This window comes from Azospirillum griseum (assembly GCF_003966125.1).
In the GTDB taxonomy this organism is placed as follows: Bacteria; Pseudomonadota; Alphaproteobacteria; order Azospirillales; family Azospirillaceae; genus Azospirillum; species Azospirillum griseum.
In genome coordinates this window covers 83,737-103,276 of record NZ_RXMA01000013.1, presented here as the reverse complement: position 1 = coordinate 103,276, position 19,540 = coordinate 83,737, and the positions used below count along the sequence as shown (strand labels likewise).

Annotated in this window: 17 protein-coding genes; 12 read left to right on the top strand and 5 right to left on the bottom strand. The window is 67.3% G+C overall.

Annotation, left to right across the window (positions count from 1 at the left end; all coding sequences use genetic code 11):
- Window positions 1–29 precede the first annotated feature (29 nt).
- Window positions 30–281, bottom strand: coding sequence for a hypothetical protein (locus EJ903_RS14910; protein WP_126616802.1), 252 nt, complete (start codon window positions 279–281; stop codon window positions 30–32).
- Between EJ903_RS14910 and EJ903_RS14905 the strand changes: the two genes are divergently transcribed.
- Window positions 280–1,275 carry an adenosine kinase gene (locus EJ903_RS14905; protein WP_126616800.1) on the top strand — a complete coding sequence of 332 codons (996 nt, stop codon included), beginning with the start codon at window positions 280–282 and terminating at the stop codon, window positions 1,273–1,275. The two genes, EJ903_RS14910 and EJ903_RS14905, sit on opposite strands and share 2 nt — an antisense overlap.
- Window positions 1,276–1,381: 106 nt before the next feature.
- Here EJ903_RS14905 and EJ903_RS14900 read toward each other — a convergent pair whose 3' ends face one another.
- On the bottom strand, window positions 1,382–2,425 hold the full coding sequence (locus EJ903_RS14900) for a LacI family DNA-binding transcriptional regulator (RefSeq protein WP_126616798.1): 1,044 nt from the start codon (window positions 2,423–2,425) through the stop codon (window positions 1,382–1,384).
- A gap of 174 nt (window positions 2,426–2,599) precedes the next feature.
- Here EJ903_RS14900 and EJ903_RS14895 point away from each other — a divergent pair, with 174 nt between their 5' ends.
- From EJ903_RS14895 to EJ903_RS14880, 4 genes are all read left to right on the top strand, one after another.
- Entirely contained in the window at window positions 2,600–3,529 is a 930-nt protein-coding gene (locus EJ903_RS14895; RefSeq protein WP_126616796.1) for a dihydrodipicolinate synthase family protein, read from the top strand.
- A gap of 168 nt (window positions 3,530–3,697) precedes the next feature.
- Entirely contained in the window at window positions 3,698–5,101 is a 1,404-nt protein-coding gene (locus EJ903_RS14890; RefSeq protein ID WP_126616793.1) for an MFS transporter, read from the top strand.
- Window positions 5,102–5,218: 117 nt separating this feature from the next.
- Window positions 5,219–6,448, top strand: coding sequence for a porin (locus EJ903_RS14885; RefSeq protein WP_158627938.1), 1,230 nt, complete (start codon window positions 5,219–5,221; stop codon window positions 6,446–6,448).
- A gap of 119 nt (window positions 6,449–6,567) precedes the next feature.
- Window positions 6,568–7,350, top strand: a complete 783-nt coding sequence (locus EJ903_RS14880; protein WP_158627937.1) for a substrate-binding periplasmic protein — start codon at window positions 6,568–6,570, stop codon at window positions 7,348–7,350.
- A 12-nt stretch (window positions 7,351–7,362) separates the two neighbouring features.
- Here the strand turns inward: EJ903_RS14880 and pflA are convergent, their stop codons facing one another.
- Together pflA and pflB are read right to left on the bottom strand one after the other, a co-directional pair.
- Window positions 7,363–8,094 carry a pyruvate formate-lyase-activating protein gene (pflA, locus tag EJ903_RS14875; protein ID WP_246015585.1) on the bottom strand — a complete coding sequence of 244 codons (732 nt, stop codon included), beginning with the start codon at window positions 8,092–8,094 and terminating at the stop codon, window positions 7,363–7,365.
- 22 nt (window positions 8,095–8,116) lie between these two features.
- A complete protein-coding gene (gene pflB / locus EJ903_RS14870; protein ID WP_126616785.1) occupies window positions 8,117–10,402 on the bottom strand; it encodes a formate C-acetyltransferase in 2,286 nt (761 codons plus the stop codon).
- Between the two features lie 245 nt (window positions 10,403–10,647).
- Here pflB and EJ903_RS14865 point away from each other — a divergent pair, with 245 nt between their 5' ends.
- The 5 genes from EJ903_RS14865 to EJ903_RS14845 all read left to right on the top strand — a co-directional run bounded on the left by EJ903_RS14865 (window position 10,648) and on the right by EJ903_RS14845 (window position 15,358).
- Window positions 10,648–10,953, top strand: a complete 306-nt coding sequence (locus EJ903_RS14865; RefSeq protein WP_126616783.1) for a hypothetical protein — start codon at window positions 10,648–10,650, stop codon at window positions 10,951–10,953.
- 94 nt (window positions 10,954–11,047) lie between these two features.
- Entirely contained in the window at window positions 11,048–11,566 is a 519-nt protein-coding gene (locus EJ903_RS14860; RefSeq protein WP_126616781.1) for a hypothetical protein, read from the top strand.
- A 101-nt stretch (window positions 11,567–11,667) separates the two neighbouring features.
- Window positions 11,668–12,780, top strand: coding sequence for an energy transducer TonB (locus tag EJ903_RS14855; protein ID WP_158627936.1), 1,113 nt, complete (start codon window positions 11,668–11,670; stop codon window positions 12,778–12,780).
- A complete protein-coding gene (locus EJ903_RS14850; protein WP_126616777.1) occupies window positions 12,777–13,202 on the top strand; it encodes a DUF2946 family protein in 426 nt (141 codons plus the stop codon). The genes EJ903_RS14855 and EJ903_RS14850 overlap by 4 nt, the downstream gene beginning before the upstream one ends.
- Before the next feature lie 68 nt (window positions 13,203–13,270).
- Window positions 13,271–15,358 carry a TonB-dependent receptor family protein gene (locus EJ903_RS14845; protein ID WP_210211448.1) on the top strand — a complete coding sequence of 696 codons (2,088 nt, stop codon included), beginning with the start codon at window positions 13,271–13,273 and terminating at the stop codon, window positions 15,356–15,358.
- Between the two features lie 34 nt (window positions 15,359–15,392).
- Here the strand turns inward: EJ903_RS14845 and EJ903_RS14840 are convergent, their stop codons facing one another.
- Complete coding sequence (locus EJ903_RS14840; protein ID WP_126616775.1) at window positions 15,393–17,057, bottom strand: methyl-accepting chemotaxis protein; 1,665 nt, start codon at window positions 17,055–17,057, stop codon at window positions 15,393–15,395.
- A gap of 430 nt (window positions 17,058–17,487) precedes the next feature.
- On the opposite strand from EJ903_RS14840, the gene proV reads away from it, so the two are divergent.
- Both proV and EJ903_RS14830 read left to right on the top strand, forming a co-directional pair.
- A complete protein-coding gene (gene proV / locus EJ903_RS14835; RefSeq protein ID WP_246015592.1) occupies window positions 17,488–18,639 on the top strand; it encodes a glycine betaine/L-proline ABC transporter ATP-binding protein ProV in 1,152 nt (383 codons plus the stop codon).
- Window positions 18,617–19,537 carry an ABC transporter permease gene (locus tag EJ903_RS14830; protein WP_342772173.1) on the top strand — a complete coding sequence of 307 codons (921 nt, stop codon included), beginning with the start codon at window positions 18,617–18,619 and terminating at the stop codon, window positions 19,535–19,537. Before proV ends, EJ903_RS14830 begins: the two co-directional genes overlap by 23 nt.
- Window positions 19,538–19,540 lie beyond the last annotated feature (3 nt).

Here is a 19,540-nt window from a genome sequence, read left to right as displayed (position 1 = left end):
GGGAAACCCTGAGAAAAGGCACGCCACCGTCATTTGGGCAGGAGATGGAGCGCATCTTGATCGTTGGAAGAAGAGTGAGAGGGAAATTCAACGCGAAAGGCTGAATCATCAGCCGGTGGATGGGTTGCTTTGTTGCTCGTTGTCGTTTCTTGGGAAGGTTTGCGCTGATCATCCAACAGCCGCGCGTTGTGTTCGCTGTCGGCCTTGAGAACGCGGCGGTCGCCGCTATACTCCGGCCCGCGTTTGCATCGACCTTCCGATTTTCTCCAAGGAGCGCCCATGGTTTCCGCCACCTTCGACGTCACCGGCATTGGCAACGCCATCGTGGACGTCATCGCCCACGCCGATGACGCCTTTCTGGCCGCCAACGCCGTCGAAAAAGGGGCGATGACCCTGATCGACACCGCGCGGGCTGAAGATCTCTATGGCCGCATGGGACCGGGTGTGGAAATGTCCGGCGGGTCGGCGGGCAACACCATGGCGGGCATTGCCCTGCTGGGCGGGGCCGGGGCCTACATCGGCAAGGTAGCCAAGGACCAGTTGGGCGACGTGTTCGGCCACGACATCCGCGCGTCGGGCGTGCGGTTCGACACCGCCCCGCTGGTGGGCGGCGCGCCGACCGCCCGCTGCCTGATCCTGGTGACGCCCGACGCCCAGCGCTCGATGAGCACCTATCTGGGGGCCTGCGTCGAGCTGGGGCCGGAGGACATCGACGAGGAGCGGATCGCCGCGTCCCGCGTCACCTATATGGAAGGCTATCTGTGGGATCCGCCCCGCGCGAAGGAGGCGTTCCGCAAGGCCGCCGCCATCGCCCACGCCGCCGGGCGCAAGGTGTCCTTGTCGCTGTCGGACAGCTTCTGCGTCCACCGCCACCACGCCGAATTCCGCGATCTGGTGGAAAACCACGTCGACATCCTGTTCGCCAACGAGCATGAGATCGGCGCGCTCTATGGCACCGACCGGTTTGACGACGCGCTGGCCGCCGTGCGCGCCCTGGGCAAGGTCGCTGCCTTGACCCGCAGCGAGAAGGGCGCGGTCATCGTGTCGGGCGGTTCGGTGGTCGAGGTGGCGGCGGAACCGGTGGACCGCGTGGTGGACACCACCGGCGCGGGCGATCTGTACGCCGCCGGTTTCCTCTATGGCTTCACCCGCGATCTGGCCCCGGCGGTCTGCGGCCGGTTGGGGGCCATCGCGGCGGGCGAGATCATCAGCCACGTCGGCGCGCGCCCGGAAGCCAACCTGCGCGACCTGGTGGCGAGCAAGGGCATTCTCTGACCCTTGCCACAGCGGGTGGGGGCAACCCGCAAGGCCAGCCCACCCAGCCTGAAGCCCGCTTCCCCCCGTAGCCCGTCCGGCACGGGGGGCTACGGGGAGTGGGCGTTCATCCGGAAGACGCGGACCGGCAGGGGCTGGTGGACGCGCGGGGTATCAGCGTCGGCGGGGCCACCCGCATGCGGTCGCTGTCCGATTTGGTTTCCCGGGACAGCAAATCCAGCGCTTCCGCCGCAATCCGGTCGAACGGCACGCGCACGGACGTTAGCGGCACCGACAGGCGGCTGACGATGGGAATGTCGTTGTACCCGACCAGGGACACGTCGTCCGGCACGGACAACCCAAGCTTCACCAGCGCGGAGAGCGCGCCGATCGCGGTGTTGTCGTTGATGGCGAAAATGGCGGTCGGACGTTCCGGCGTTGCCATCAGGCGTTCGGCGGCCTCGGCCCCGGAATCGATGCCAAAGGTTGATTCAACGATCCAGCGCGGATCCAGCGCCAACCCCGCTTCAGTCATCGCCCAGCGGTATCCGGCCAAGCGCCCACGGCTGCTCGACGCATAGCCAGGGCCAGCGATGATGCCGATGCGGCGATGGCCGAGATCAAGCAGATGCCGGGTGGCCAGATAGCCCCCCAGCTTGTCATCTCCCACCGACGACATGCTGCGGCCGTCGCTGCGCAGCGCCAGCACATAGGGTATGCCACGGGCTTCCAATTGCACGGGGAAATCATCGTCCTCCCGTGCGGTTGACAACACCAGCCCATCCACGCCGCGCTGGAGAAGACTCTTTGCCGCCGCGCGATCCGCCTTTGGCTCGTCACCGGTGGTGGCGACAATGGCGAAGCGCCCGGTGCGGGCGCACGCCTGCGCCAGGGCTTCGTACAGCATCGCCATGACCGTATCGGTCAGACGCGGCACGATGACTCCGATCGTGCTGGTTTTGCCCCGCCGCAGACTGGCCGCCGACACGTCCCGGACATACCCGAGATCCGCCGCGATCTGGCGGACCCGCCGGGCGGTTTCGCTGTCGGATTGGGGCAGGCGTTCGTCGAGAATCCGCGACACCGTCGATTTCGACACCCCCGACGCGGCGGCGACGTCGTGCAGGGTTACGCGGCTTTGCTTCGCTTGTGGGGCGTCGCTGGAGAACACAGCCTGTCTTTCATCAATCGACCTGGGTCATCACGATATCGCTTGACTCCCGAATTGTCCAAGTCATAACGTTGGGAACGTTCCCGGTATCGATCCTATGCGTTCCGGCACGTCGCCGTCCACCGGGCATGTCCACAACGTTGAACCGATTTTTCAAAGGAAGGTCTTGCAACCATGGCTATTGATTGGAAGGGGCTGAACCCCGCGCCCGTCACCCTGTTCAAGGACAACGGCGACGTCGATTTCGACGGAAACGCCCGCCTCGCCAAGTGGCTGGCCTCGATCCCCGGCGTGAAGAGCCTGGTCATCCTTGGCCACGCGGGCGAGGGCACCTTCCTCACCCACGACGAGCAACTCGAACTGATCCGCGTCTACAAGGACGCGACCCCGCTGCCGGTTGTCGCCGGCATCACCGGCGAAGGCACCAAGGTCGCGGAACTCGAAGCGAAGGAGAAGTTCGAGGCTGGCGCGACCGGCGCGCTGGTCTACCCGAACCACGGCTGGCTGCGCTTCGGCTACCAAAAGGGCGCGCCGGTCGACCGTTACAAGGCGGTCGCCCAATCCGGCCTGGAATGCATCCTGTTCCAATACCCGGCCGTCACCAAGGCCAACTACGACCTCGACACCCAGCTTCAGATCGCCGCCGTTCCGGGCGTGACCGCCACCAAGAACGGCGTGCGCGACATGAAGCGCTGGTACAACGAGATTCCGGCGCTGAAAAACGCCTTCCCCGATCTGGCCATCATGTCCTGCCATGACGAATGGCTGCTGCCCACGATGTTCGACATCGACGGCCTGCTGGTCGGCTATGGCAACATGGCTCCGGAACTGCTGATCGAGTATCTGGCGGCTGGCAAGGCGCAGGATTACCCGCTGGCCCGCAAGTACCATGAACAATTGCTGCCGATCACCCGCGCGGTGTACCACCGTGGCTCGCACATGGAAGGGTCTGTGGCGCTGAAGCACGCCTTGCGCGCCCGTGGCCTGATCGACAACGTCAACGTTCGCGAGCCGCTGAAGGCCCTGGGCGACGGTGCCGACGAGGAAATCCGCGCGGCGGTGAAGGCGTCCGGCCTGACCGTGGTCCAGAGCGTTCCGGCCTGATGCAAAAGGCCGCCCCTGGGCGGCCTCTCCGCTCTTCGGCTGTGTCTGCGGTGGCGCTCCTGGTTTACGCCGGGTGCGCCGCCGTGACGCCATCGGCGGGCGGGACCCCGGCAAGCCCGTGGCTTCCGGCAACAAGAAACAAACCCATCAGGTTTCAGAGGAAATGCCATGGACGCGCAGACAACCGAGCATGCGGCCACCGCACGACGCGACGGCGCGCTGGATCGCATCGACGGTCAAGCCGACATCAGCGCCCGACTGGAGCGGCTTCCAGTCACCCGGCGGGTGTTCTGGACCCGCAACATCATCGGAGCGGCCACGTTTTTTGACGGCTACACGGTCATCGCCATCGCCTACGCGATGCCGGTTTTGGTCCGGGAATGGGGGCTTGGACCGGAACAGACCGGCTTGATCCTGTCGATGGGGTATCTCGGTCAGCTCATCGGTGCGGTCTTTTTCGGTTGGCTGGCCGAGCGCATCGGTCGCCTGAGCGTGCTTCTGTTCACCATCCTGCTGTTCGTCAGCATGGACGTCGCCTGCCTGTTCGCCTGGGGCGCGGCCTCCATGATGGCGTTCCGCTTTGTGCAGGGCATCGGAACCGGAGGCGAGGTGCCGGTCGCCAGCGCCTACATCAACGAATACATCGGGTCGAAAGGGCGTGGACGTTTCTTTCTGCTCTATGAGGTGATGTTCCTGTTCGGTCTGGTTGGTGCCGGTCTGATCGCGCGGGCGCTGGTCCCGGTCTATGGTTGGCAGGCGATGTTCCTGGTTGGCCTGGTCCCCGCCGCCATCCTGATCCCGCTTCGCTTTTTCATGAAGGAATCCCCGCGCTGGCTGGCGTCCAAGGGGCGCTATGACGAAGCCGACCGCATCGTCAGCCAATTGGAGCGGAGCGCCATCGCCTCGGGCCATGCGCTGGAGGAACCCAAGCCGATCGCCACCCGCGCAAAGGCCAACTCCGATTGGCGCGAGTTGTTTTCCGGATTCTATCGGCGGCGCACCTTCACGATCTGGGCGATGTGGTTCTGTTCCTACCTCGTCGCCAACGGCATGATCACGTGGTTGCCGACCCTGTACCGCCAGACCTTCAATCTGCCGCTTGAAACAAGCCTTCTGTACGGTCTGCTCACCTCGGTCGCCGGTGTGGTCACGTCGATCGGCTGCGCGCTGCTGATCGACAAGGTGGGCCGGAAACGCTGGTACATGGCCGCTTTCTTCACCGCACCGCTGCCGCTTCTGGCGCTGGCGTTCCTTGGGGCCACCTCACCGATGGAGGTGCTGGTGCTGGCCGGGTTGGCCTACGCCATCGTGCAGACGATCACCTTTTCCCTCTATCTCTACTCAGCGGAGCTGTATCCCACCCGCATGCGCGCGCTCGGCACCGGGCTGGGCAGCGCGTGGCTGCGGCTTGGGTCGTCGACCGGGCCGATTCTGGTCGGTCTGCTGATGGGGTCGGTGGGTGTGCAGTATGTGTTCGCCGCGTTCGCTGCGGTCCTGCTGATCGGGGCGCTTGTGACCACGCTCTTCGCAATCGAGACGAAGGGCCGCGTCCTGGAAGAGCTGTCCCCCTGAGCAGACCGGAATCCGGATGAGGCGGACGTCATTCCCCCCGGATCACCGACAAGACGGGGCGAGCGCCCTCGCTTGCGCGCTCTTCCCGCACCCTTTCTCGCATCAATGGATGTTTCCATGAAACAGTCGCACGCTCTCCTGTTGTGCGGAACCGCAGCCCTGTGTTTCACGGGGCCGGTTCAGGCGCAAAGCCGTTTTGACATTCAATTGAGTGGCGACGCCTATTTTGAAATGGGGCTGGTGTCGCAGAGCAACGACACGAATCTGCGCAGCACCGAAGCCCGCAACCGGTTCCGATTGACCGTGACGCCCATTGGCAAGGCGGACAACGGGCTGGAATATGGGGCCTATCTGCGGCTCCGCTCCGCCTTGGGCACCGGCGTGGTCGACACCGACCGCAGCTACCTCTTCGCGTCGGGAGCCTATGGAACGGTGCGGTTGGGCATCACGCCGGGGTTTGATGGCGAGATCTCCCACCTCACCAACGGCACGGGCCGACCCATCGCCTATCTGCCTTTCGGCCTGTACGACCACGCGGCGGCCTGGGTTGGGCCAACCGGTGGCGCGCAGGGAACCGACACGGCGACCGGGCGCCACACCGGCGGCGATCTGCGCGGCGGGGTCGGCGGGGCGCTGCAACCGCCCGCCACCCTGATGTGGCCGTGGTTGAACGCCGATGCGGGGGCCACAAAAATCCTCTACGCATCCCCGCGTTTTGCCGGGTTACAGGTGGGTGCCAGCTACACACCCCGCAACGACAGCGTGAACACGGACGTCAACCGCAACCGGGTTGGTTCAACCGCCGCCGCGCAGTTCACCGGCAGCTTCCAGGACATCGTCGAGATTGGCGCGAACCACAAAGCGACGCTGGGGCCGGTCAAAACAACGCTGTCCGCCGCCCTGATGGCGGGCAAGGCCACCGGCAGCGGCGTTGCCGCCGATTCCTTCCGCAATCTTCGCGGACACATCGCGGGAGTCCGGTTCGAGTATGGCGGCTTTTCGGTTGGGGCCGACTATCTGAACTATGGGAAAAGCGGGCAGAACGCGCGTTATGCCTATATGGACGACAGTTGGAGTTGGCAGGTCGGCGCGCAGTACGCCAGCGGCCCCTATGTTGTGGGGGCGGCCTACATCCGAACCGAAGATCCGGGTCAGGTGAACCGGCCCGGCAAGCGGACCGCCAATGTGTATGAGGTTGGAACCAGTTACACCGTTGCCCCGGGTTTGCGGCTGCAGCTCCAGTATGATTTCTTTGACACCACGAGCGACAAGGCGGTGACGGCCGCCACCGGGTCGCCCAACGACCGCGCCCATGTGATGCTGGCCAGAACGCTTCTGGCCTTTTGACGCGGATGGGGTGGGGAGGGTGTTGGTTCCGCCAAAGGTGCGAACTTCCCCCTTCCAACCTCACACCAAAGAACCATTTCTCAATCCGCGTGGTTCCCACACCGTCGAGGAGCGCCATCATGGACTGTTCCAACCACAGGGTCGCGATCTCATGGCCCGCAAGAGCCGTCCGCTTTCTCACCACGTCCTGTCTGGCCGCTGGCCTTCTTCTGGTTGGGGGCGTTGGTTTCGCCCACGCCGAGCCGTTGCGCTTTGTCACCAGCGCGTTGCCGCCCCTGGAAATAAACCGGAACGGCGAACCGGACGGGGCCGTGCTTCAGGTGCTGCGCGATCTCAGCGCCACCATGGGCAACCCCTTCACCGTCGAGTTCCTGCCTTTCCCGCGTGCCCTGGCGGCCCCGCAAGAGCAGCCACATGTGGGTTTCGCCGGTGCGGTCCGCAACGCCGAGCGGGAGGTCCTGTTCAAATGGATCGGCCCGCTGGTCTATGATTCGATCGTTCTGGTCACAAAAAAGGGTGTGCGTGCGGCTCCGGCCACTCTCAGCGCGGCGCGCGATTGGCGCATCGGTGCGCTCAATGGCGGAAACACGGCGGCGGTTCTGAAAGAAGCGGGTTTGACCAACATCCAGACCCAAAAGGATTGGGAAACCGGTGCCCGCCTCCTTGACGCGGATCGCATCGACGCCTGGGCGGTGTCCAGGCTCGGCGGCCCCTACATCTACAAGGCGCTGGGGTTTGATCCCAACAGCCTGGACATTGGTCCGGAAATTTGCCGGAACGATCTCTACATCGCGGTGTCCAAGACGGTTCCGGATGACACCATTGCGGCTTGGCAGCGGGCGGTGGACGATATGAAGAACCGTGGCCGCATCGACGAGATCACCCGACGGTTCATTCCCTGACGAGGGAAAGGGTTACGGTGCCCGCAACCCGGCCGCCCGGAACAGGCCGCGCGTCCGCGCGGTCTGTTCCGCCGTGGGTGGTTGGGTGTCGGTCAGGCGGTAGGGCAGGCCCAGCGCCGCCCATTTCGCCTCCCCCATCTTGTGGAAGGGCAGCACGTCCACCCGCTCCACCACGCCCAGCCCGGCGGCGAAGTCGGCCAGGGCGGTGATCTCGGCCTCGTTGTCGGTCAGGCCGGGGACCAGGACGTAGCGCAGCCAGACCGGCTTTCCCAGCCCGGCCAGCCGTTCGGCGAACTCCAGGGTCGGGCGCAGTGGCGCGCCGGTCAGCGCCCGGTGGGTCTGTTCGGTGAAGGCCTTGATGTCGAGCAGCACCAGATCGGTGTCGGCCAGCAGGTGATCGTCGGCGTGCAGCCCCAGATGGCCCGACGTGTCGAGGGCGGTGTGCAGCCCCAGCCCCTTGCAGCCGCGCAGGATCGCCGCGCTGAACTCCGGCTGCACCAGCGGTTCACCGCCGCTCAGCGTCACCCCGCCATGGGCGCGGGTCAGGAAACCGGCGGTGCGTGCGATGTCGGCCAGCACCGCGCCGGAATCCGTCGGTGTCCCGTCGTGCAGGTGGTGGGTGTCGGGGTTGTGGCAGTAGAGGCAGCGCAACGGGCATCCGGCCAGAAACAGGACATAGCGCAGGCCGGGGCCGTCCACCGTGCCGCAGCTTTCCACCGAATGAACCCAGCCGCGCACGGTCATTGACTGTCTTGCCCCATCCCGCTCAATGCCCGGCGTGGAAGGTGCGCGACACCACATCGAGCTGCTGTTCGCGCGTCAGCTTGATGAAGTTCACCGCATAGCCGCTGACCCGGATGGTCAATTGCGGGTACAGCTCCGGGTGGTCCATGGCGTGGATCAGGGTGTCGCGGTCGAACACGTTGACGTTGATGTGGTGGCCGCCCTGGGCGGTGTAGCCGTCCAGCATGCCGATCAGGTTGGCCACCCGCTCTTCCGGTGTCGGCCCCAGCGCGCCGGGAACGATGGTGAAGGTGTAGCTGATGCCGTCCTGCGCGTGGGCGTAGGGCAGGCGGGCCACCGACGCCATGGAGGCGATGGCCCCCTTGCGGTCGCGCCCGTGCATCGGGTTGGCCCCCGGCGCAAAGGGTTCGCCCGCCTTGCGCCCGTCCGGCGTGCTGCCGGTCTTCTTGCCATAGACGACGTTGGAGGTGATGGTCAGCACCGATTGCGTCGGCACGGCGTCGCGGTAGGCTTTTTGTTTCCGCAGCAATGCCATGAAGCGTTCCACCACCCACACGGCGATGTCGTCCACGCGCGGGTCGTTGTTGCCATAGGCCGGATAGTCGCCCTCGATCCGGTAATCGACGGCCAGCCCGCGCGCGTCGCGGATGACGTGAACGGTGGCGTGCCGGATCGCCGACAGGCTGTCGGCCACCACGCTCAACCCGGCGACGCCACAGGCCATGGTGCGCAGGATGTCGCGGTCGTGCAACGCCATCTCCAACCGCTCGTACATGTATTTGTCGTGCATGTAATGGATGGCGTTCAGCGTGTTCATGTAGACCTTCGCCAACCATTCCATCATCGGAACGAACCGCGCGATCACCTCGTCATAGGTCAGGGCATCGGCGGTGATCGGGGCAAAGGCCGGGCCGATCTGCTCGCCCGTCAGCTCATCGCGGCCGCCGTTGATGGCGTACAGCAGGGTCTTGGCCAGATTGGCCCGCGCGCCGAAGAACTGCATCTGCTTGCCGATCCGCATCGCCGACACGCAGCAGGCGATGGCGTAATCGTCGCCCCAATAGGGGCGCATCAGATCGTCGTTCTCATATTGCAGGGAACAGGTCTTGATCGACGTTTCGACACAGAAACGCTTGAATCCCTCCGGCAATTGTTCCGACCACAGAACGGTCAGATTCGGTTCCGGGGCGGGGCCGAGATTGTGCAGGGTGTTGAGCATGCGGAAGTTGGATTTCGTCACCAGCGTCCGCCCGTCCAGCGCCATGCCGCCCAGGCATTCCGTCACCCAGGTCGGATCACCGGAAAAGAGCTGGTCGTATTCCGGTGTGCGCAGGAAGCGGACCAGACGCAGTTTGATGACGAACTGGTCGATCAGCTCCTGCGCCTGGGCCTCGTCCAGCCGACCGTCCGCCAGATCGCGGGCGATGTAGACGTCGAGGAAGCTCGACACCCGGCCCAGCGACATTGCGGCCCCGTTCGATTCCTTCACCGCCGCCAGATAGGCCAGATAGGTCCACTGCACCGCCTCTTGCGCGGTCGCCGCCGGGCGGGTGACGTCAAAGCCATAGCTGGCGGCCATCGCCACCAGATCGGCGAGCGCGCGGATCTGCTCGGTGATCTCCTCCCGCGCGCGCAGCGTCGCTTCGTCCATGCGGTCGAGGTCGAGGGAGGCGAATTGCGCGCGCTTGTCGGCGGTCAGCCGGTCCACGCCATACAGAGCGACGCGGCGGTAATCGCCGATGATGCGGCCGCGCCCGTAGGAATCGGGCAGGCCGGTGATGACGCCCGATTTGCGGCAGCGCAGCATCTCGTCGGTGTAGACGTCGAACACGCCGTGATTGTGCGTTTTGCGCAGGTTGGGAAACACCGCGTCCAGCGCGGGAGAGGCGGTGAAGCCATAGGCCTCCAACCCGCTTTTCACCAGCCGCCAGCCGCCGAACGGCATGATCGCGCGTTTGAGCGGTTTGTCGGTTTGCAAGCCGACGATGATTTCCAAATCGCGGTCGATGTAGCCCGGCGGGTGGGCGGTGATGCCCGACACCCGGTCGGTGTCGGCGTCCAGCACGCCGCCCTTGGTCGCGCGCTCCTGCGCCAGCAGGTCGGTGATGCGCGCCCACAGCGCCCGCGTCCGCTCGGTGGGGCCGCTGAGGAAGGTGGAATCGCCGGTGTAGGGGGTGACGGTGCGCAGGATGAAGTCACGCACGTCGATGGATTGCTGCCAAGGCCCCTCGGCAAAGCCGCGCCAGGGCGACGCCGGCGGCTCCGCGTTATCCGCCGGGGCCACCGTGTCCATCAACAGGCTGTCCATGATCGTGCCCTTTCCAACGACGGCGGCACCCGCAGCGCCGCCCGGATCATCAGTATACGCCCGATTCCGGACGCCGGAGCGCGCCCGCCCTGCGTCAGGGTGCCGCGCCCCTCCTCGGTGCCGTGCCCTTGCGGCCCGTTTCCCGGTGGCCCGGCGCGGGCTTGACAAACTTACGCTGTAAATTTACATCGTATGTTGACGCCGTTCGGGGGAGGACGGAGCCACAACAGGGGGAGGTCCGGGCGATGGCAGGCTTGACGCGGTGGATCGCCACCTCGGCCCACAGGGCGCGGATTCCGGTGATCGCCCTGACCGCGCTTGCCGCCATCGGCTGGGTCCTGTTGATGGTCTGCGTGCCCGTGGCGACGGTCCAAACCGGCCAGAACGACGACCGCATCGCCTGCGCGCGCCCTGTGACCAAGGTGGCACCGCTCTCGTTCTCCGGGTGCCCGCCTGACTCCTGCGGGCAACGCCGTGGCCGGCTGGAACGCAGCCTGGGATCCTTTGCCCGGCGTGCCTTCTGGCAGAAACGGGATGTGTTTCGCTTTTGACCGGGGTGGTGTTTGTGCAACGATCCGCTGTGGTCGGAGTCGTCGGGGTGTGATAAAGCCGGGACATCCTGTTGATGGCAAAGGATGGCGCGTGGTGGCGCAGGCACGGGGACAGACGGCTGTGACGGCCCGACGATCCGCCGCCGGACCGATCCGGTCCGGGCGGGGGCGTTGGCGTGTCTGGCTGGCGGTTCTGGCCCTGCTGCTGCAAGCGATCCTGCCCAACGCCGCCATGGCGGCGCGCGGCGGGCCGGTCGGCGCGGGTTCGAGCGACGGGGGGCTGGGGGCCAGCCTGCTCGTTGCCCCCGATCCCGCGGCTTGGGCCGTTGGCTGCGGCCCCTCCACCCTCACCCCATCCCTGGCCGATCCGGCCGACGAGGGGAACGGCGCGCCGGGGGCCGCCGGTGCGCCCGGCGATGGCACCCATCATGCCCCGCCCTGCGCCTTGTGTCTGGCCTTGTCCGCCCACGCCCTGGTGCCGCCGGATGGCGGCGCGCTGGCGGTGTTGCGGGTCGGGGAGCGTTTGGATTCGGTGCGCCCGCGCCCGTACGTGATGATGTCGGCGGCGCGGTCGCGTCACGCCCCGCGCGCGCCGCCGGTGGTTTGGTTGTGAAACCGCCGCCCCGTTCCGCCTGATTCCCCGTTTACGCCCGGATCGTTGCTGACCGCGCCGTCCCGCCTGGGATGCCGCGCGGTGGACGCCATGGGGGCCGTGTGGGCGCGGGACGGGGCATTGCCCCACGGATTTCCGGTGACACCCCCCTGCCGCCCGACCGCTTGACCGCCGGTCCCCAGCCTTGCGCGCTGGTGCCGACGACCCGCCCCGCCGCTCCGCGCCCTGCGTCCAGCCGATGGCCCCTGCCGCTGTCGGTGGCGTTGCACGCTGGCGTGATCGCCCTGGTCGTCGGGCTGGCGCGGCCGGACCCCCCGCCGCCCGCCGCGTCGGAGGCCGTGGCCTTTGCCCTGGAGTTGGAGCCGGTCCCGGAGCCGCCCGCTGAACCGGCCCCGTCGTCCCCGCCTGTGGTTGAACCGGTTGTCGAACCGGTTGTCGAACCGACCGCTGAGCCGCTGGCTGTCGCGTCGGCCATGGCGGACCCACCAGCTCCCCCGGCGGAACCCGTTGTGCCCCCTTCGGAGCCGGTCGTCCCTGAACCGACGCCGGTCGAGCCGACCCCGTCCCCTCCGCCGGAACCGGCTCCACCCCCGCCGGTGGAGCCGCCCCCTGCGCCGGTCCCGGAACCGCCGCCCACGCCAGCGCCCGAAGACCCCAAACCGGAACCGCCCAAACCGGAGCCTCCCCCGCCGGAACCGGTCAGACCGGAGCCGCCGCCCCGTCCCCTGCCGCCGTCCCGTCCGGTGTCGATCACGCCGCCGCCGGTTGTCCCCTCTCCGGTTGTCCCGGCCCCGGTCAAGCGAGTGGCGGCGGCCAAGGCGCCGCCATCCCCAACGGCTCCACCCCCCGTGTCCCACGCCGTCGCCGCGCCCGCTCCGGCGGTGCCGCCCGTTGCCGCCGCCCCGCCGCAAGTGGCCTCCAGCGGGCCGCCGCCCGACTATTTGGCGACGATCCTCGCCCGGCTGGCCCGCTACAAGCTGTACCCGCGCGCCGCCCAACTGGCGCGGGAGGAAGGAACCGTGCAGCTGCGCTTCACCATCGCGCGGGACGGCACGATTGTGCGTTGGTCCATCGTCCAGGGATCCGGCCATGAGAGTTTGGATCAGGCGGCGGAACAGATGATCGAACGGGCGTCCCCCCTGCCGCCGTTGCCGCCGACGCTGGGCGGTGAGCGGTTGGAGGTGACGGTCCCGGTGCGGTTTGCCCTGCGATGACGGCGCGCATCGAACAGCGCAGGCCGGTTTGGGCGCGCGGGCTGTGGGCGGTGCTGCTGCTGGCGGCGCTGCTGCAAGCGCTGTCGCCCATCGGATCGGCCCTGGTGATGGCGGACCGCAGCGCGGCGGCGGACGCGTCGGCACCGCTGTGCCTGGCCGCGCGGCCGCCGCAACCGGCCCCGTCCGACGGTCCGCCCGCCGATCCGTTTGATGAGTCCTGTCCGGCCTGCCTGGCCTTTGCCGCCGTGCAAACGCTGCTGCCGGGCGGTTTCGGTCCCGCCCCCGGTCCCAACGGCCATGGCCGACGGGTGCGGCGCGCACCGTCCCGCCGCGCCGTTCCCCGGCCCGTCGCCCATCGGCCCCGGGCGCGCGGGCCGCCCGAGCGGACTCAACCCGTCCGCGCGCCCGCGCGTCCCCCTTAGACCGATGTTCATGCCCGGCCCGGCGACCCCGATGCGGTCCCGCAACCGGGCACAGGAGAGACTGAGTGATGACCCGCATGCACACCGGCGGCGCTTTGGCGCTTGCCTCCCTCGTTGCGGTCCAGGCGCTTCCCGCCGCCGCGCAAACCGCCGCCGCCCCCCAGACCAATGCCCCGGTCGCGCTCGACACGCTGACCGTCACCGGCCAGGGCAAGGGGACCCCGACCGCCCCCACCGCTGAACAGGCGCAAGAGGAGCTGGGCAAGACCGTCGGCTCCGTCGGTTTCGTCGACGCCGAATCCTACAAGGGCACGCTGGCCAACACGCTGCGCGACGTGCTGGGCAACGTGCCCGGCGTGTTCGTGGAAAACCGCTATGGCCAGGAGCTGCGCCTGTCGGTGCGCGGGTCGGGCATGGCGCGCGGCTATCACCTGCGCGGGGTGGAGCTGTTGCAGGACGGCATTCCGGTCAACGCCGCCGACGGCAGCGGCGATTTCTACCAGCTTGACCCGCAGGCCCTGCGCTACGCCGAGGTGTTCAAGGGCGGCAACGGGTTGGCCTATGGCTCCTCCACCTTGGGCGGGGCGATCAATCTGGTGACGCCGACGGCGCACACCGCCATCGCGCCCAACGTGCTGCGCGTCGATGGCGGCAGCTTCGGCACGCTGCGCACCTCCCTCCAGGCCTCGCGCGTGCTGGGCGATCTGGATTTTCTGGTCAACGCCACGGTGTCGCATTCCGACGGCTACCGCAAACACGCCCGCCAGCAGTATGAGCAGGTCAACGGCAACATTGGCTACCGCATCAGCCCCGATGTGGAGACGCGCTTTTACTTCGGCGAATACGTCACCCACCAGAAATTGCCCGGCGCGCTCGGCCTGAACGACGCGCTGAACCGCCCAACCATGGCGACGGCGGCGGTGCTGTCGGGCGATCAGGCCCGCGACGTCTGGACCCAGCGCATCGCCAACCGCACCAGCGTCAAGATGGAGTCCGGGCAACTGGACGTCGCCACCTGGGCGATCCGCAAAAAGCTGTTCCACCCGATCTTTCAGGTCATCGATCAGACCGGTTGGACCTATGGCGTCGCCCCGCGTTACACCACGCAGTTCACCGTGGGCGGCATGCGCGACGAGCTGGTGGTCGGTGGCCGTTTGACGGCGGGCAACACCAAGGCCCGCCAGTTCATCAACATCAACGGCAGCCGGGGCGCGCAGACGGTCGATTCCCGTCAGAACGCCTACAACGCGGAGATCTTTGCGGAAAACCGCCTGTATGTCCTGCCCACCCTGGCCCTGATGACCGGCGGCAAGGCGCAACGCGACCTGCGCAGCTACAGCGACCTGCTGTCGCCCACCAAGAACGGCGACCGTGCCTATTACGGCTTCAACCCCAAGATCGGTCTGCTGTGGGAACCCAAGCCCACCATCCAGGCTTTCGTCAACCTGACCCGCAGCCAGGACATCCCCGATTTCTCCGACCTGAACCAGACCCAGGCGAACGGCACGCTGGGCTTTGTGCCGTTGCAGCCGCAACGCGCCTGGACGGCGGAAATCGGCACGCGCGGCGAGATGGGCGGGGTGTCGTGGGACGTCACCGCCTACCGCTCGGTCCTGCGCGGGGAGATGCTGCAATACGTCACCAACAGCAGCGTTCCGGCGGCGACCTTCAACGCCGATCGCACCATCCATCAGGGGATCGAGGCCGCGTTCAAGGCCACCGTCGCCACCGGCATCGCCGCCAAGGACGACCGCCTGAGCGTCGGGCAGGTCTGGACCTTCAACCACTTCACCTTTGACGGCGACCGCCAGTATGGCAACAACACGTTGGCGGGCGTGCCGCGCCATGTGTTGCGCTCCAGCCTGACCTACGCCAACGACGGCTTCTATGTGACGCCGACGGTGGATTGGGTTCCTCAAGGGGCCTGGGCCGATCAGGCCAACACGCTGAAGGTTCCGGGCCGCACCCTGTTGGGTCTGCAGGCGGGCAAGGAGTTTTCCAACGGTGTGTTGGTCTTCATCGACGGCCGCAACCTGACCAACAAGAAATACATCAGCGACATCGGCACGGTGACGGACGCGCGCCGGGTGGCGACGTCCATCTTCTATCCGGGCGAAGGCCGCGCGGTGTACGCCGGGGTGCGCGCCGCCTTCTGATCGGGGGGACTGTTCGGCGGGGATTCGGGGCGCGTCAGGCGGCCCGGATCCCGGTCAGGAACTGTTCGACCTGGGATTTCAGCCGCACCGATTGTTCGGCCAGCTCGCTCGACGCCTCCAACACCTGGGAGGCGGCGGCCCCGGTCTGGGTGGCGGCCTGGCTGACGGTGCCGATGTTCATGCTGACGGAGCGGGTGCCGGTCGCCGCCTCCTGCACGTTGCGGGAGATTTCGGCGGTGGCCGCCCCCTGTTCCTCAATCGCCGACGCGATGGAGGTGGCGACCTCGCGGATGGTCCCGATGGTGTGGCCGATTCCGGCGATGGCCTGGGCCGCCCCGTCGGTCGCCCCCTGCATGGAGGAAATCTGACCGGATATCTCCTCCGTCGCCTTGGCGGTCTGGGTGGCGAGGTTTTTCACTTCGTTGGCGACGACGGCAAAGCCCTTGCCCGCCTCTCCGGCGCGGGCGGCTTCGATGGTGGCGTTCAGCGCCAGCAAATTGGTCTGGCTGGCGATGCCGGTGATGAGGCGCACCACCTCGCCGATCCGCTGCGCCTGCTCCACCAACCCCTGAACCGTGCGGTTGGTGTCGGCGGCCTCGGCGCTGGCCCGGTTGGCGATGTCGGTGGAGCGGGACACCTGCCCGCTGATTTCCTGGATCGACATGGCCAGTTCCTCGGTCGCCGCCGCCACCGTCTGGACGTTCACCGACGCCTCTTCCGCCGCCCGCGCGGTGGCGGTGGCGCGCGCGTTGGTGTCGCTGGCGATGCCGGTCATGCTTTTGGCCGTGGCCTCCAACTCGGTCGCGGCGGCGGACACCGTGCGCAGGATGCTGGCGATGTTGCGTTCGAACTCGGCAATCATCCGTTCGATCGCCTCGGTGCGCCGTTCGCGCGCCAGACGGTCGCGCGCCTGTTCGGCTTCCAGCCGGTCGGCGGTCTGCATGGCGTCGCGGAACACCAGCACCGCCGTCGCCATCGTTCCCACCTCGTCCTTGCGGGCGGCGTCCGACAGGTCGGCGTCATACTGCTTGTGGGTCAACCGTTCCATCGCGGTGGTGAGCCGGGCCAGCGGTTGAACGACGCCGCGACGGGCGATCAGCACCGACAGAACAACCCCAACCAGGGTGCCGATCAGCAGAAAGGCCGTCACCATCCGGGTGACGGACGCTTCCACCTCGTCCAAACGCTGGTTGAGCCGCTCGCCCTCCTTGATTTCCGCCTCGATCAGCGGGTCGGTCAATTGGGACGCGGCGCGCTCGTTGTCGCGCACCTCGCTGCGGAACAGGGCGCGCGCCTCCTCCCGCTTGCCCGCCAGCGCCAGATCGCGGACCCGGCCCAGACTGTCGCGGACCTTGGATTGCAAAGCGGTCATCCGTGCGCCCTGGTCATGCCCGGCGGCGCGCAGCCGGGCATCGAGGTCGCCGCTCAGCCGCGTCATCAAATCCAGCCGTTCGGCAAAACGGCCCTTCAGCGCGGCCTGTCCGGCCTCGCTCTCGTCGATCAGGTTGAGGGCGTCGCGTTGCAAGGCCCGGCTGACGGAGCGCAATTCCGACGCGGCGACGACCACGGCGTTGCTGCGCAGCAGGGCTTGGGTGGCGTCGTCGTTGCGGGCCATCCCCCACAGGGCCACCCCGCCGATCAGCAGGCCGATCAGGGAGAGCACGGCAACGGGGGCCAAGAGTTTGGTCGCTATCTTCACCACGCTCTCCCGGATTGGATGGGTTGTTTTGAGTGAGGATCGTTTGAACGGCGATCGGCTTTGATGCTGCGCTTGCAACGGGCCGGGCGAAATCAGGAGGAATCCGGAGGCGCGCGGGGATTCAGAGGGGGGAGACCGGCAAATGGACGGCTCAAATTTTTAATTGAACGATCAATCAAAAACAAAGTCGCGGCATGTTGTCCCAAAAGGACATCGGGCGTGATGAAAATGCAAAATAAGCAGACTCCACTATCGACCGGGAGGCCTGTCTCAGGGCAATCTGCCGACCCTTTCGTTCAGCCATCCCGTGCACCGTTCAAGGACCGCCACCATGACGTTGATTTTGCCCTCCGACGCTGCCTTGTCTGCGGTGGGGGCGGACACGGCCCGCAGCGGCGCGCGGGTGGGCGAGGCGCGCGGGGCCGTCCGCATGGAGGTGCGCAACCTGTGCAAGGTGTTCGCCGATGACCCGCGCCCGGCCCTGGCCTTGCTGCGGGACGGGGCGGGCAAGGCGGAGGTGCTGGCCCGGCTGAACGTGAATGTCGGGGTGGTGGACGCCAGCTTTGACATCCGGGCGGGTGAGATCTTCGTCATCATGGGCCTGTCGGGGTCGGGCAAATCGACGATGGTCCGCTTGCTGAACCGCCTGATCGAGCCGACCGCCGGGTCGATCCAGCTGGACGGGCGCGATCTGACCGCCCTGTCCAAAAACGAGCTGGTCGAGGTGCTGCGCCGTGACCTGTCGATGGTGTTCCAGTCCTTCGCCCTGCTGCCCAACCGCACCGCGCTCGACAACGCCGCCTTTGGTTTGGAGGTGGCCGGGGTGGGGCGCGACGCGCGGCGCGACGCCGCCATGCGGGCGTTGGACAAGGTGGGGCTGTCGGCCTACGCCCACCGCTACCCGCGCGAATTGTCGGGCGGGATGCAGCAGCGGGTCGGGTTGGCCCGCGCCCTGGCGAAAAACCCCTCCATCCTGCTGATGGACGAGGCGTTTTCCGCGCTCGACCCGTTGATCCGCACCGACATGCAGAACGAGCTTTTGCGGCTTCAGCGCGAACAGGCCCGGACCATTGTCTTCATCTCCCACGACGCGGACGAGGCGATGCGCATCGCCGACCGCATCGCGGTGATGGAGGAGGGGCGGATCGTGCAGATCGGCACCCCGGCGGAGATCATCACCAACCCCGCCGACGAGTATGTCCGCGCCTTCTTCCGGGGAGTGGATCCGTCGCGCGTGCTGCGCGCCCGCGATCTGGCCCGCTGCGACGACCGGGTGACGCTGGTGGAGGAGGGGGAGGATCCCATCGCCGCCCTGCGCCGTCTGGCTGAACGTGGCGTCGGTTATGGCTATGTCCGGGGGCGCGACGGGCGGTTTCTGGGCGTGCTGTCGCGCGCCGAGGGGACCATCCTGAACCGGCCGGAACCGGTGGCCGCCGACGCGCCGCTGCACAGCCTGCTGCGCCGCGTCGCCACCGCGCCCTGTCCGGTCCCGGTGGTCGATGGCGGCGGGCGCTTTCTGGGCGTGCTGACCCGCGCGGCCTTGCTGGAAACTCTGGACCGTGGGGACGATCCGCGTGGATGAGCTGTGGAACGGCCTGCTGGCCGGTGGGGTCGGTCGCTGGGCCGACCGCTTGGTCAACCTGATCCTCGACCATGGTCAACCGACGCTGGACGTCATCGCCGCCGTGGTCGATGGCTTTGGCGCGGCCATCGACAACACGCTGATCGGCCTGCCGCCCTGGGCCTTGGGGGGCGCGCTGACCGCGCTGGCGCTGTGGCGGGTGGGCAAGGGCTTTGCCCTGTTCGCGCTGCTGTCGCTGGCCGGGATTCACGCCATGGGGCTGTGGGAACCGATGGCGAGCACACTGGGGCTGGTGGTGGCCTCCACCACGCTCAGCCTGCTGATCGGGGTGCCGCTGGGCATCGCCATGGCGCGCAGCCGTCTGGCCGATGGGGTAGGGGCGACGCTGCTGGATTTCATGCAGACCATGCCCGCCTTCGTCTATCTGATTCCGGCGGTGATGTTCTTCGGCCTGGGCCGGGTGCCGGGCATCCTCGCCACTGTGATTTTCGCCATGCCGCCCGCCGTGCGCCTGACCGCGCTGGGGATCCGACAGGTCCCGGCGGAGCTGGTGGAGGCCGGGCGGGCCTTTGGCTGCAAGGACCATCAACTGTTGCTGAAGGTGCAGTTGCCCAACGCGCTGCCGTCGATCATGGCCGGGGTCAACCAGACCATGATGATGGCGCTGTCGATGATCGTGGTGGCGTCGATGATCGGGGCCGGTGGGCTGGGCAACGTCGTGCTTCAGGGCATCCAGCGGCTGGACATCGGTCTGGGCTTTGAAAGCGGGTTGGCGGTGGTGCTGCTCGCCATCCTGCTCGACCGCATCACCCAGAGCTTTGGTGTTCAGAGTTTTGGTGCCCGGGGCTTTGGCCCCCATGGCGTCGACCGTGGCGCGTCCAAAGGCGGCGCGCAGTGAGGG

What these genes read in the sequence shown, in the direction of transcription:
- proV (WP_246015592.1), top strand. Translation starts at nt 17,488, where the DNA reads ATGGAGGTGCGCAACCTGTGCAAGGTGTTCGCCGATGACCCGCGCCCG.
- EJ903_RS14845 (WP_210211448.1), top strand. Translation starts at nt 13,271, where the DNA reads ATGACCCGCATGCACACCGGCGGCGCTTTGGCGCTTGCCTCCCTCGTT.
- pflB (WP_126616785.1), bottom strand. Translation starts at nt 10,402, where the DNA reads ATGGACAGCCTGTTGATGGACACGGTGGCCCCGGCGGATAACGCGGAG.
- EJ903_RS14865 (WP_126616783.1), top strand. Translation starts at nt 10,648, where the DNA reads ATGGCAGGCTTGACGCGGTGGATCGCCACCTCGGCCCACAGGGCGCGG.
- EJ903_RS14880 (WP_158627937.1), top strand. Translation starts at nt 6,568, where the DNA reads ATGGACTGTTCCAACCACAGGGTCGCGATCTCATGGCCCGCAAGAGCC.
- pflA (WP_246015585.1), bottom strand. Translation starts at nt 8,094, where the DNA reads ATGACCGTGCGCGGCTGGGTTCATTCGGTGGAAAGCTGCGGCACGGTG.
- EJ903_RS14910 (WP_126616802.1), bottom strand. Translation starts at nt 281, where the DNA reads ATGGGCGCTCCTTGGAGAAAATCGGAAGGTCGATGCAAACGCGGGCCG.
- EJ903_RS14890 (WP_126616793.1), top strand. Translation starts at nt 3,698, where the DNA reads ATGGACGCGCAGACAACCGAGCATGCGGCCACCGCACGACGCGACGGC.
- EJ903_RS14885 (WP_158627938.1), top strand. Translation starts at nt 5,219, where the DNA reads ATGAAACAGTCGCACGCTCTCCTGTTGTGCGGAACCGCAGCCCTGTGT.
- EJ903_RS14895 (WP_126616796.1), top strand. Translation starts at nt 2,600, where the DNA reads ATGGCTATTGATTGGAAGGGGCTGAACCCCGCGCCCGTCACCCTGTTC.
- EJ903_RS14850 (WP_126616777.1), top strand. Translation starts at nt 12,777, where the DNA reads ATGACGGCGCGCATCGAACAGCGCAGGCCGGTTTGGGCGCGCGGGCTG.
- EJ903_RS14905 (WP_126616800.1), top strand. Translation starts at nt 280, where the DNA reads ATGGTTTCCGCCACCTTCGACGTCACCGGCATTGGCAACGCCATCGTG.